Genomic DNA, 14,052 nt, shown 5'->3' with positions numbered 1-14,052 from the left:
GGTGGTGGGTGGGTGGAATTTGCATGAGGTGATGTCGGGTTCGGAGGGGTTGTTTGTGTTGTTCTCGTCGGCGGCTGGGGTGTTGGGGGCTGCGGGGCAGGCGAATTATGCGGCGGGGAACGCGTTTTTGGATGGGTTGGCGGCGTTTCGGCGGGCGCGTGGGTTGTCGGGTGTGTCGGTGGCGTGGGGGTTGTGGGAGGAGCGGAGTGTGATGACGGGGGGTTTGGAGCGGTCGGATCTGGCGCGGATGCGTCGTATGGGTGTGCTGCCGATGTCGACGCAGGACGGACTGCGACTCCTCGACACCGCCGAACGGTCCTCCGAGAGCGCGGTCCTGGCCGCCCGCCTGGACGTTCGCTCCCTCGCGGCCGGCGACGCCGCCGACCACCCCCTGCTGCGCGGCCTCGCCCGGAAACCCGCCGCACCCCGGCGCCGCAGCCTGACCGACGCCCCCGGCACCGCGGACCGGGCCACGGCGCTGCGGGACTCCCTGCTCCGGCAGCCGCCCCCCGCACGCCGGGCCACCCTGCTCGACCTGGTCCGCGCCCAGGTGACCACCGTGCTCGGGCACGCGGACGCCGGCACGGTCGCGCCGGACCGGGCGTTCAGGGACCTCGGCCTCGACTCGCTGACCGCCGTCGACCTGCGCAACCGGCTCGGCGCCGCCACGGGACTGCGGCTGCCCGCGACGCTGGCCTTCGACCACCCCAACTGCTCAGCCCTCGCCGGGCACCTCCTCGGCGAAGTCCTCGGAGCGGAGGCCGACGAGGCGGAGCCCACGGCTGCCGCGCCCGGCCGGGACGGCCACGAGGCACCCGGGACGTCCACGTCCGACGACCCGATCGCCATCGTCGGCATGGCCTGCCGCTATCCCGGAGGCGTGACCACCCCCGAGGACCTGTGGCGCCTCGTCGACTCCGGCGGCGACGCCATCGGCCCGCTGCCCGCCAACCGGGGCTGGGACCTCGACGCCCTGTACGACCCCGACCCCGACACGCCCGGCCGGTCCTACGTCCGCGAGGGCGGCTTCCTGCACGACGCCGGGCGCTTCGACGCCGAGTTCTTCGGCATCTCGCCGGTGGAGGCCCTGGCCACCGACCCCCAGCAGCGACTGCTCCTGGAAACGGGCTGGGAGGCCGTCGAACGGGCCGGCATCGTCCCGGCGTCCCTGCGCGGCAGCCGGACCGGGGTGTTCGTCGGCTCGCACTACCAGGAGTACGGACCCCGCCTCCACCAGGCCGGACAAGGCACCGAGGGCCACCTCATCACCGGCACCGCCGGCAGCGTGGTGTCCGGACGGATCGCCTACGTCCTGGGCCTCGAAGGCCCGGCCGTCACCGTCGACACCGCCTGCTCGTCCTCCCTCGTCGCCCTGCACATGGCTGTACGGGCGCTGCGGGCGGGCGAGTGCGACCTCGCCCTGGCCGGGGGAGTCGCGGTGATGCCGGGTCCGGGCGCCCTCATGGGCTTCAGCCGGCAGCGCGGCCTGGCACCGGACGGGCGCTGCAAGCCGTTCGCCGAGGCGGCGGACGGAACCTCGCTCGCCGAGGGCGCGGGCGTCCTGCTGGTGGAACGGCTCTCCGACGCCCGCCGGCGCGGCCACCCCGTCCTCGCCCTGGTACGCGGCACGGCGACCAACCAGGACGGCGCCTCCAACGGTCTCTCCGCCCCCAACGGACCGTCCCAGCAGCGCGTCATCCGCGCCGCCCTCGCCGACGCCCGCCTCACCACCTCCGACATCGACGCCGTGGAGGCGCACGGCACCGGCACCCGGCTCGGCGACCCGATCGAGGCACAGGCCGTCCTCGCCACCTACGGCGCCGACCGCGCCGACCGGGTCCCGGTACGGCTCGGCTCGGTGAAGTCCAACATCGGGCACACGCAGGCCGCCGCCGGGGCGGCCGGTGTCATCAAGATGGTGCAGGCGCTGCACCACGCCGTACTGCCCCGCTCCCTGCACCTCGACAAGCCGTCGGACCACGTCGACTGGACGAGCGGCGACGTCGAACTGCTGCGCGACCCCGTCGCCTGGCCCGCCGGCGAACGGCCCCGGCGCGCCGGCGTGTCCTCCTTCGGCATCAGCGGCACCAACGCCCACGTGATCATCGAGGAGGCGCCGCGGGAGCGGCAGCCCGCACCGGACACCGCGCCCACCCCCGGCGCCCCCGGGGGCCGCCTCCCGGTCCGCGCCCTGCCGTGGGTGCTCTCCGGGCACTCCCCGGCCGCGCTGCGCGACCAGGCCCGCCGCCTCCTCGCGCACCTGCGGCAGCAGGCGCCCGGCGCCGTTCCCGCCCCGCGCGACCTGGCCGTCGCGCTCGCCACCCGACGGTCGCCGTTCATGCACCGGGCCGTCGTCACCGGTAAGGAGCACGAGGACCTCGCGTCGGGACTGGCGGCCCTCGCCGCCGGACGGCCCGCGCCCCACCTGGTGACGGGCGCCGCACCGGCCGGGCGCACGGCGGTCCTGTTCACCGGCCAGGGCAGCCAGCGCGCGGGCATGGCCGGGCAGCTCCACCGCACCCACCCGGTCTTCGCCGCCGCCTTCGACGCCGTGTGCGCCCGCTTCGACGCCCTGCTCCCCGACGAACCGCCCCTGCGGGACGTCGTCTTCGACACCGGTGAGACCGCCGCACGCACCCTCACCGGGACGCTCCACGCGCAGTGCGCGCTGTTCGCGGTCGAGGTCGCGCTGTACCGGCTCCTCGCCTCCTGGGGCCTGCGCCCCGACGCGGTCGCGGGCCACTCCGTCGGCGAGATCACCGCGGCCCACGTCGCCGGTGCGCTCACCCTCGCGGACGCGTGCACGCTCGTCGCCGCCCGCGGCCGGCTCATGCGGAGCCTGCCCGAAGACGGCGCGATGGTCGCCGTACGGCTGCCCGAGGCCGAGGCCGAGGCGCTGCTGGCCGGCCGCGCCCACGAGGTCGGCCTGGCCGCCGTCAACGGCCCCGACTCCGTCGTCCTGTCCGGAGCGGCGGACGCCGTCGACGAGATCGCCGGCCGGCTCGAACAGCGCGGTGCGCGGACGCGTCGGCTGACCGTCTCCCACGCCTTCCACTCGCCGCTGATGGAGCCCGTACTGGCACCCCTGCGCGCCGAGCTGGCCGGCCTCGCCGCCGCCGTGCCCGAGATCCCGGTCATGTCGCACCTGACGGGCGACCTCCTGCCCTCGGACCGGCCGGTGGAGCCGGAGCACTGGGTACAGCACGTGCGGGAACCGGTCCGCTTCGCCGACGGGGTCGCCGCGCTGGCCGCCCGGGGCGTGACCACCTTCCTCGAGATCGGCCCCGACGCCGTACTGTCCGCCATGGGCCAGGACAGCGCCCCCGAGGCCGAGTTCATCCCCACGCTGCGCGCGAGGAAGGCGGAGGGCCCAGAGCACGCGGAGCACGCGGCGGAGGACGAGGCAGCCGCCCTGACCCGAGCCGTGGGGCAGCTCTTCGTACGCGGCGCGGACATCGACTGGTCCGCCGTACTCGGCGTCCCGGACGATGCGCCGTCCACCGTCGACCTGCCCACGTACGCCTTTCAGCGGGCCGAGTACTGGCTGCCCTCGGAAGGCGGCGCCCGGGGGCCCGAGCGCGCGGGCGTCGTCCCCCACGACGGCGACGACGCCGCCCTCGCCGCCGAACTCGGCCTGGGCGACCCCGAGTCGGCGGCCACGCTGCTGCCGCTCCTGGCCGCCTACCGGCGGCGACGCGCCGACGACGCCCGAGTCGACGGTTGGCGCCACCGCACCGCCTGGACGACGGCCGCCGTCCCCCCGGCGGCACCGGCCGGCACCTGGATCCTCCCCGTCCACGCGGAGCAGGCCGACGACCCGTGGGTCACCGGCCTCGTCGCGGCACTGTCCGCCGGGGGCGTGCAGCCGGTCCTCCTGCCGTGCGCCGGGGATGATGCCGGACTGGCCGGGCAACTCCGGTCCGCGACAGACGACTTCGGGCCCGTCTCCGGCATCCTGTCGCTGTTCGCCCTGGCCCCGGGACGGCACCCCGCCCACGACGCGCTGCCCCGGGGAACCGTCCTCACCCTGGCGCTCCTGCGCGCTCTGGAGGAGAGCGGCAGCCGGGTCCCGGTGTGGCACGCCACCCGCGCCGCCGCGGCGGTCGGCCCGGCCGAGCGGGTGCACCACCCCGAGCAACTCGCGGTGCGGGCACTCGGACGCGTCGCCGTCCTGGAGGCCTCCCGGCACTGGGCGGGCACCGTCGACCTGCCCGAGCGGATCGACGCCTGGACCGGCGGCCGGCTCGCCGCGGTCCTCGCACACAGCGCGGCCGACGGCGAAAGGGGGAGCGGCCACGAGTTCGAGAACGACATCGCCGTCCGCGGCGCCGGTCTCTTCGCCCGTCGCATCGTCCAGGCGACTGCCGCCACACCCGCACCCGCACCTGCGACCGTCGACGCCGCCACCCCGTGGCCGCCCACCGGCACCGTCGTCGTCACCGACGGCACCAGCCCCCTCGGCCGGCAGGTCGCCCTGCACCTCGCCCGCGGCGGCGCCGAACACCTCCTGCTCGTCACCCGCCCCGCCCCGGCGGACCCGCAGGCCGCGCCGGCCGGGGCGGACACAGCGACCGCCACGGCCGGAACGCCCCCGGAGCCCGCGGACGCGACCGAGGCCCTGCACGCCGAACTCACCGCGCTCGGCGCCCGCGCCGACATCACCGGCCGCGACCTCGGTGACCGTGCCGAGGCGGCCGCCCTGCTGGACGGCGTCCCCCCGACCGGCCCCCTCACCGTCGTCGTGCCCACCCGCACCGCGTCCGGCGGCAGCACCCTCGCCCAGCACACCGCCCCCGGGTTCCAGCAGATGCTGCGGGCCGACGCCCGGGCCGCCCGGAACCTGCACGACCTCACCCGCGAGCGGAGCGAACCGGCGGCCTTCGTCCTCCTCACCAGCCTCACCGCCACCGTCGGCGCCCCCGGGCGGGCCGGACCGGCCCTGGCCGACGCCCTCCTGGACGCCCTGGCCGAGGAGCGCCGAAGCGCCGGACTGCCCGTGGCCCGCGTCGCCCTGGGACCGTGGGCCGGTGCGGACACCGCGGAGGACACCGCGGCCCGGGGCGGCGGCCTGCTCCCGATGCGCCCGGACCTCGCCCTGCGGGCCGTCGACCGTGCCGTCCGTGCCCGGGAGACCGGGACCGCCGTCTTCGAGGCCGACTGGGAACGCGTCGCGGCCCACGCCGCCGCCACGCCCGGAGCGCGGCCGACGGCCAGGCTGTTCGACGGCGTTCCGGCGCTGCGCGACGCCGTGCGCGGTACCGGATCCGCGCGCGAGGACACCAGCGCCGAGGACCCCGAGGAGTTCCGCCGCCGCCTCGGCACGCTGCCCGCGAACGAGCGGAGCGCCGCGATGCTGCGGCTCGTACGCACCCACGCCGCGCTGGTGCTGGGCCACGGCACCGACGCCGTGGTCGCCCCCGACCGGGGCTTCGTGGAGATGGGCTTCGACTCGCTCACCGCGACCCGGCTGCGCAACCGTCTCGGCGCCGCGACCGGCCTCCAGATCAGCGCCGCCACCGTCCTCGAATGCCCCACCCCGCAGACCCTGGCCGACCATCTGCTCGGGCTCTGCACGGCCCCGCGCGCCCGCACGCGTCCCCGGCTGCGCCCCCGGGACCGCGACTGACGCGACTGACACGCCGTACGCACGCGGGCGGGGCCGACCCGGAGGCCGGCCCCGCCCGCGTGCGTACGGTCAGCGCTTGACGCCCAGGCTCAGCCCGTGCTCGTAGGGCAGCCCCGGAACGGTCCCGACCTCCCCGAACCCGGCCTCGCCCAGCCAGCGTTCGTAGTCGCGCGCCGGATAGGCCATGCCCCGGCCGCTCGCCAGCACGTTGAAGTACAGCCCGAGCCGGGCGCCGAACACGCCGTCCGTCTCGTCGTCGGAGACGTTGTAGCCGTACACCATGACCCTGCCGCCCACGGGCAGGGCGTCGTACGCCTTCTTCAGCAGGAGCAGGATCGACTCCTCGTCGAAGATCTCCAGCACATGGCTGAAGAGCACGGCGTCCGGCCCCTCGGGGAACGGATCGGTGAACATGTCACCGGGCACCACACTCACCCGCTCCGACTGCGCCCCCGCCTCCGCCCCCGCGCCGGACGCGAGCCGGGAGACGCTCGGCATGTCGAACACCGTCGTCCTGAGCCGCGGATGGCGTGCGACCAGCCTCGCCGAGGTGCTGCCGTCGCCGCCGCCCACGTCGAGCACGTGCCGCACGTCCTCGAAGACCGGCTGCCCGATCAGCGCGTCCACCGAACGCAGCGTGAAGGCGGTCATCGCCCGGTGGAAGACCTCCTCCAGCGGAGGATTGCGGGCCAGCCGCCCGTACAGGGTCGGCTCGTCGCCGGGATGCGCCGACAGAGCGGTGTTGGTACCCGCCCGCAGCGCCGCCGTCATGTCCGCGAACGCGGGATAGTAGACCTCCTTCCAGCCGGTCAGGATGTGACTCCAGCTGTCCGGCTCCTCGTCCGCGGCCAGCAGCTCCTCGGCGACGGACGAGTTGTGGTAGACACCGCCCCGCCGCTCCAGCAGCCCCGTCGTGCAGACCGCCTGGAGCAGCACCCGCAACTGGTGCGCGGGCAGACCGCAGAACGACCGGATCTCCGCCGCACTCGCGCCGGGACTCCCCGACAGGAAGGCGAAGATCCTCAGTTCGGCGGCGGTGGTGACGGCGTTGAACAGCGCCGGAGCGTTGACGAGGAAGTGGAAGCGTTCGAGGACCGGGTCGTCCTCGTGGGCGTCTTCGTGGACGGCGTTCTTCATCGTTCTCCCGGGAAGGAAAGGCGTCGGCCGGCACGCCACGGTGGTCCCGGCACGCTAGGCGGGCACGAACCGGGCGGCAACGACGATCCCCGCCGTTACGGGCACACCGTCGCCCGCGACCGGAAGACCCGCTCCGCCGCCCCGTGCCCGCGCACCCGCGCCGCTCGTAACTGTGGCTCCCACCGATGCCGGTGACCCCCGCTCCTCAGCACCATCACTACTGCCCGCACCGGGCCGCGACGCGCTCCGTGGACGGCCCGCGCGGACACGACCGACGGCCCAGCCCGCATGGAGGAGTGCACGTGATCCCTGCGTCCTACGCGCAACGCCGGCTGTGGCTCGTGGACCGGCTGGAAGGCCCGAGCGCCCTCTACACCGTTCCGCTGGTCCTGCACCTGACCGGGCGGCCGGACGTGACCGCGCTGCGGGCGGCGCTGCACGACGTGGTCGCCCGCCACGAGGCCCTGCGGACCCGGTTCCCCCAGGTCGACGGCGAGCCCGTGCAGGAGATCGTGCCCGTCGGCGAACTCGACGACCTGCTGACCGAGGACGAGGTACGGGCCGACGAGCTGGAGCACGAGATCGGCCGCACCGCCCGGCACGTCTTCGACCTGGCCGACGGCATCCCCTTCCACGCCCGCCTCCTCACCGTCGACGACCGGACCTCGGCACTCGTCGTCGCCCTCCACCACATCGCCGCCGACGGCTGGTCCGCCGCCCCGTTCTGGCGGGACCTCTCGGCCGCCTACGCCGCGCGCCTGACCGGAGCCGAGCCCGACCTCGTGCCCCTGCCCGTGCAGTACGCCGACTACACCCTGTGGCAGCGCGACCTGCTCGGCGACGCCGACAACCCCGGCAGCCTGCTCGCCGAACAACTCGCCCACTGGCGCGCGGTGCTGGCCGGCGCCCCCGAGGAACTCGCGCTGCCCACCGACCGGCCGCGGCCCGCCGCCTCCGCGCACGACGGCGGGGTCGTACGCCTGGACGTACCGGCCGGCCTGCACGCCCGGCTCGCCGACCTCGCGCGGGACGAGAACGCCACCATGTTCATGGTCTGGCACGCGGCGCTCGCCGTCCTGCTCTCCAAGCTCGGCGCCGGCGAGGACATCCCCGTCGGCAGCCCGTTCGCCGGCCGCGACGAGGCCGACCTCGAAGACCTCGTCGGATTCTTCGTCAACACCCTCGTGCTGCGCACCGACGTGAGCGGCGACCCCGCCTTCACCGAGGTCGTCCGGCGGGTGCGCGGCACCGCCGTCGACGCCATGAACCACCAGGACGTGCCCTTCGAGCGACTCGTGGAGGACCTGGCCCCGGCCCGCTCACTGACCCGGCACCCCCTCTTCCAGGTCAACCTCACCCTGCACAACACCCCGCGGCTCCCCGTCGACCTGCCCGGACTGACGGCCGTCGCCGAGTTCGCCGCGCCGCCGCTGGCCAAGTACGACCTCGACGTCCAGGTCCAGGAACACGCCGACGCGCAGGGCCGGCCCGCCGGACAGCGCGTCGAACTGCACTACAGCGCCGACCTGTTCGACCGCGCCACCGCCGAAGCGATCGCCGGCCGCCTCCTGCGCGTCCTGTCGCAGGTCGCGCACACCCCCGACCTGCCCCTGCACGCCGTCGACGTCCTCTCGCCCGCCGAACACCAGGCGCTGACCGCCGCCGCGGGCAGCGCCGCGGCCCCGCCGCCCGGGGCGACCGTGCCCGACCTCTTCGCCGCCCGGGCCGCCGCCCACCCCGACGCGGCGGGCGTCACCCAGGGCGCGACCACCCTCACCTACGCCGAGCTGGACGCCGAGTCCAACCGCCTCGCCCGCCACCTCGTGGACTGCGGCGCGGGCCCCGAAACCCGGGTCGCGGTGTCGCTGGAACGCACCCCGGGCCTGGTCACCGCACTGCTCGCGGTCATGAAGGCGGGCGCCGCCTACCTCCCGGCCGACCCCGCCCACCCGGCCGCCCGGACCGGCGCGCTCCTCGCCGACGCCGCCCCCGCCCTCCTGCTCACCACCGCCGACACCGCCGCGCACGCCGCCGCCGCTCCCGCCCTGCGCCGCGTCCTGCTCGACGACCCGCAGACCCGCACCGCCGTCGCCGCCCGCGACGCCGGCCCGCTCACCCAGGACGAACGCCGCACCCCCCTGCGGCCCGGCCACCCGGCCTACGTCATCCACACCTCGGGCTCCACCGGCGCCCCCAAGGGAGTCGTCGTCGGCCACGCCCAGGTGACGGCGCTGCTGCGGTCCGCCGCCGACCGGTACGGCTTCGGCACCGACGACGTCTGGACCTGGTTCCACTCCTACGCCTTCGACTTCTCGGTCTGGGAACTGTGGGGCGCGCTCCTCACCGGCGGCCGCCTCGTCGTCGTCGACCACGACACCTCCCGCTCCCCGGGCGACTTCCACGACCTCCTGGTCCGTGAAGGAGTCACCGTCCTCAGTCAGACCCCCTCCGCCTTCCAGCAACTCGACCAGGCCGACGCCCGCCGGGACGCGGCCGCGCTCGGCGCCCGGCTGCGGCTTCTGGTGTTCGGCGGCGAGGCCCTGGACCCCGCACGGCTCACCGACTGGTACGACCGCCACGGCACCGGCGGCCCGCGCCTGGTCAACATGTACGGCATCACCGAGACCACCGTCCACGTCACCCACCTCGACCTGGACCCCGGCACCGGTGCCGCACCCGGCAGGCAGGCCGGCAGCCCCGTGGGACGTCCCCTCGACCACACCCGCGTCCACGTCCTCGACGACGCGCTGCGACCCGTACCGCCCGGCGTGCCCGGCGAGATGTACGTCACCGGGTCCGGGGTCGCCCGCGGCTACCTGAACCGGTCCGCGACGACCGCCGCACGCTTCGTGGCCTGCCCCTTCGAACCGGGCACCCGCATGTACCGCACGGGCGACCGGGCCCGCCGCGCCGCCGACGGCACCCTCACCTACCTGGGCCGCACCGACGACCAGGTCAAACTGCGCGGCTTCCGCATCGAACCCGGCGAGGTCGAGGCCGCCCTCCTGGACCACGCGCCGATCGGCCGGGCGGCCGTCGTGCTCCGCACCGACACCCCCGGCGACCGGCGACTTGTCGGCTACGTCGTCCCCCGCGACCCGGCCGCCGCCACCGGCGAGGACGGCGCGGAACTGGCACGCCGGGCCCGCGAGCACGCCGCCGCGCTGCTGCCCGCCCACATGGTGCCCTCGGTCTGCGTGCCGCTGGCGCGGCTGCCGCTCACCGCCAACGGCAAACTCGACCGCGCCGCGCTCCCCGCCCCCGACCGGGAAGGCGCCGCGGGCGTCGGCCGAGGCCCCGCGACCGCCCGCGAGGAGATCCTCTGCACGGCGTTCGCCGAGGTCCTGGACCTGCCCTCGGTCGGAGCCGACGACGACTTCTTCGCCCTCGGCGGCCACTCCATGCTCGCCGTACGCCTCCTCGACCACCTCAGGACCCGGGGCGTCCGCGTCGACATGCGCACCCTGTTCACCGCCCCGACGCCCGCCCGGCTGGCCGCCGCGGCGGGCCCCGAACCCGTGCGGGTCCCCGAAGGCACCGTCCCGCCCGGTGCCACCCGCCTCACCCCCGAGATGGTCCCCCTGGCCGGCCTCACCGAGGACGAACTGCGCACCGTCACCGACGCCCTGCCCGACGGCGCGGCCGGTGTCGCCGACGTCTACCCCCTCGGACCGCTGCAGGAGGGTCTCTTCTTCCACCACCGCCTGAACGCCGGCACCGGCACCGCGGGCGGCAGCGGCGACGGCGACCCCTACGTCGTCCGCTACGTCCTGGGCTTCGACACCCCGCGGCTGCTCGACTCGTTCCTCGCCGCGCTGGCCCAGGTCATCGACCGGCACGACGTGCTGCGCACCTCCCTGGCCTGGACGGGCCTGCCGCACCCCGTGCAGGTCGTGCACCGGCACGCCGAGCTGCCCGTCACCGAGACCGACCTGGGCGACGGACCGGACCCCGTCCAACGACTGCTGGCCCACGGCGACGACGAGCCCCTCGACCTGCGCCGCGCCCCGCTGATGGACGCCCGCACCGCCACCGAACCCGGCACCGGCCGCCGGCTGCTCGCCGTCCGCATGCACCACATCACCCAGGACCACACCACGCTCGACCTGGTGCTGCGCGAGGCCACCGCCGTACTCGCCGGCCGGGGCGGAACCCTGCCCGCCCCGCGTCCCTACCGCGAGTTCGTCGGCCGTGCCCTGCTCACCACACCCGCCGAGGAACACCTCGCCCACTTCGGCCGGCTCCTCGGCGACGTCACCGAACCCACCGCCCCCTTCGGCGTGTGGGAGGTGCGGGGCGGCGGCACCGACGTCACGGAACGCCGCACCGTCCTCGGCGAACCGGTGGCGGCCCGGCTGCGCGCACAGGCCCGGCGCACCGGAGTGAGCGCCGCGACCGTCCTGCACGTCGTGTGGTCCCGGGTCCTCGCCGCCGTGTCCGGAGGCGACGACGTCGTCTTCGGCACCCTCCTCCTCGGCCGCATGCAGGCCGGCGACGGCGCGGGCGACGTGCCCGGCATGTTCATCAACACCCTCCCGGTACGCGCCCGCACGGCGGGGACCGACGTGGCACAGGCGGTCCACGCCATGCACCACCAGCTCGCGGAACTCGTGGTGCACGAACACGCCTCGCTCGCCGTCGCCCAGCGCGCCGGCGGCGTGCGGCCACCCGCGCCGCTGTTCACCGCCGTACTCAACTACCGGCACAACCCCGCGGGCGGCCCCGGCACGGTCCTGCCGCCCGGCACGGAACTCCTCGCCTTCCGGGAGCGCACCAACTACCCGCTGCTCGTCTCCGTCGACGACGACGGCGGGGCGCTCGCCTTCGACGTCCAGGCCGCCGCCCCGATCGACCCCGACCTCGTCACCCGGCTGCTGCACGCCACCACCGAGCGCGTCGTCGACGCCCTCGAACAGGCCCCGGACACCCCGCTCGCCGACGTCGACGTCCTGCCGGCCGCCGAACGCCACCGCGTCCTCACCGAGTGGAACGACACCGGCCGGCCCGACACGGCCCGCACCCTCGCCGACCTCCTCGCCGACCGCGCGACCGCCACCCCGCACGCCCCCGCGCTCACCCACGACCACGACGGCGCGGGCGAACAGCTCGACTACGCCGAGCTGTTCGCCCGCGCCAACCGGCTGGCCCGCCACCTGATCGGGCAGGGCGTCGGCCCCGAGGACCGGGTCGTGCTCCTCATGGACCGCTCGCCCGACCTCGTCGTCGCGCTCCTCGCGGTCGTCGGGGCCGGTGCCGCCTACGTCCCCGTCGACCCGGACCAGCCCGCCGTACGCGTCGCCCACCTGTGCGCCGACGCCGCCCCGGCGGCCGTCCTCACCAGCAGGGCCCACGCCGCGTCCGTGCCCCGGTCCGCGCCGGCGCCGATCGTCGTGGACGACCCCGAGGTACGCTCCGCCGTCGCGGCACACGCCCCGGACCCGATCGGCCAGGACGAGCGCACCGGGCCGCTCCGCCCCGCCCACCCGGCGTACGTCATCTACACCTCGGGCTCCACCGGCATTCCCAAGGGCGTCGTCGTCCCCCACTCCGGAGCGGTCAACCTCCTCGCCTTCCGCTGGCCCGGCCTGACCCCCGACAGCCGCCTGCTGCAGTTCGCCTCGATCGGCTTCGACGTCGCGACCTGGGAGATCATGACGGCCTTCGCCGCGGGCGCCCGCCTCGTCGTCGCCCCCGCAGCCCGGCTCCTGCCCGGCGCCGGCCTCGAAGACCTCGTCGAACGCCACGGGATCACCCACCTGCAACTCCCGCCGACCGTCCTCGGCATGGTCGCGGACGACCACCGACTCGCCTCCGTGCGCACCCTGCTGGTCGCGGGCGAGGCCCTCGGCCAGGCGCTCGTCGACCGCTGGGGCGTCGGCCGCTGGTTCGGCAACGCCTACGGTCCGACCGAGATCACCGTCATCGCCGCCGCCGACGGCCCGCTGCGCCCCGGGGACGCCCCCACCATCGGCCGGCCCCTGTCCGGCGTCCGCCTGTACGTCCTCGACGCCCGCCTGCGTCCCGTCCCCGACGGCGTCGACGGCGACCTGTACGTCGCGGGCGCCGGCCTGGCGCGCGGCTACCTCGACCGGCCCGGCCTCAGCGCCGAACGCTTCGTGGCCGACCCCCACGGAGCCGCCGGCACCCGTATGTACCGCACCGGGGACACCGTGCGCCGCACCGCCGACGGCCGCCTGCTGTACACCGGGCGCGCCGACGACCAGGTCAAGATCCGCGGCTTCCGCGTCGAGCCGGGCGAGATCGAGACCCGGCTCACCGAACACGAAGGCGTCGCACACGCCGCCGTCGTCGCCCGCGACGACGTGCCCGGCGCCCCGGGCGACACCCGCCTCGTCGCCTACGTCGTGCCGAGCGGACCCGGCGTCCCCGGGCTGCCCGCCGCGCTGCGCGACCACCTCGCGGCCCTGCTCCCCGCCCACCTGGTGCCGTCCGCGTTCGTGGCCCTGGACCGGCTGCCGCTGTCGGTCAACGGCAAACTCGACCGGGCCGCGCTGCCCGTCCCGGACCCCGCCACCGGTGCCGCGCGCCCGGCGGGCACGTACGACGAACTGCTCTGCGCCGCCATGGCCCAGGTCCTGGGCGTACCGAGGGTGGGTGCGGACGACGACTTCTTCGCCCTCGGCGGCCACTCACTGCTCGCCGTCCGCCTGGTCGGCCGGATCCGCGCCGTGCTGGACGTCGAGATCCCCGTGCACGCGGTCTTCGAGGCCCCCACGGCGGCGCGACTCGCGGCGCGGCTGGACGAGTGGACGGGGGCACAGGTGCGTCCGTCGGTGGTGGCGGGGGAGCGGCCGGAGCGGTTGCCGTTGTCGTACGCGCAGCGTCGGTTGTGGTTCGTGGACCGGTTGGAGGGTGCGAGCGCGCTGTACAACATTCCGTTGGTGGTGCGGTTGTCGGGTCGGGTGGATGTGGGGGCGCTGGGTGCGGCGCTGGGTGATGTGGTGGGGCGGCACGAGGCGTTGCGTACGCGGTTCCCGCAGGTGGAGGGGGAGCCGTATCAGGAGGTCGTGCCGGTTGCGGAGGCGCGGGTGGAGCTGCCGGTGGTGCCGGTGGCGGCCGGTGAGCTGGAGGCGAGGATCGAGGAGGTCTCCGGACACGTCTTCGACCTGGCCGCCGAACTCCCGCTGCGTGCGGCCCTCCTGACCCTGGACGAGAACGAGAACGAGAACGAGAACGGGAACGAGGACGGGCACGAGGAGAGTTCCGTCCTCGTCCTCGTCGTGCACCACATCGCCGGTGACGGCTGGTCCCTGGCACCCCTGTGGCGG

Annotated in this window: 3 protein-coding genes; 2 read left to right on the top strand and 1 reads right to left on the bottom strand. The window is 75.7% G+C overall.

What is annotated here, in order from left to right; all coding sequences use genetic code 11:
- The coding region (locus HZS56_RS34895; protein WP_216724833.1) for a type I polyketide synthase at nucleotides 1–5,626 on the top strand (5,626 nt) is incomplete at its 5' end.
- Nucleotides 5,627–5,695: 69 nt separating this feature from the next.
- Here HZS56_RS34895 and HZS56_RS34890 read toward each other — a convergent pair.
- Nucleotides 5,696–6,763, bottom strand: a complete 1,068-nt coding sequence (locus HZS56_RS34890) for a methyltransferase (RefSeq protein WP_216724832.1) — start codon at nucleotides 6,761–6,763, stop codon at nucleotides 5,696–5,698.
- Between the two features lie 302 nt (nucleotides 6,764–7,065).
- Between HZS56_RS34890 and HZS56_RS34885 the strand changes: the two genes are divergently transcribed.
- On the top strand, nucleotides 7,066–14,052 hold a 6,987-nt coding region (locus HZS56_RS34885; RefSeq protein WP_216724831.1), incomplete at its 3' end, for a non-ribosomal peptide synthetase.

Origin of the sequence: Streptomyces mayonensis (assembly GCF_018982965.1) — a bacterium.
Taxonomy (GTDB): domain Bacteria; phylum Actinomycetota; class Actinomycetes; order Streptomycetales; family Streptomycetaceae; genus Streptomyces; species Streptomyces mayonensis.
This window is presented reverse-complemented; position numbering and strand designations above follow the sequence as displayed.

Coding starts and splice junctions, on each gene's coding strand:
- HZS56_RS34890 (WP_216724832.1), bottom strand. CDS start 6,763: ATGAAGAACGCCGTCCACGAAGACGCCCACGAGGACGACCCGGTCCTC.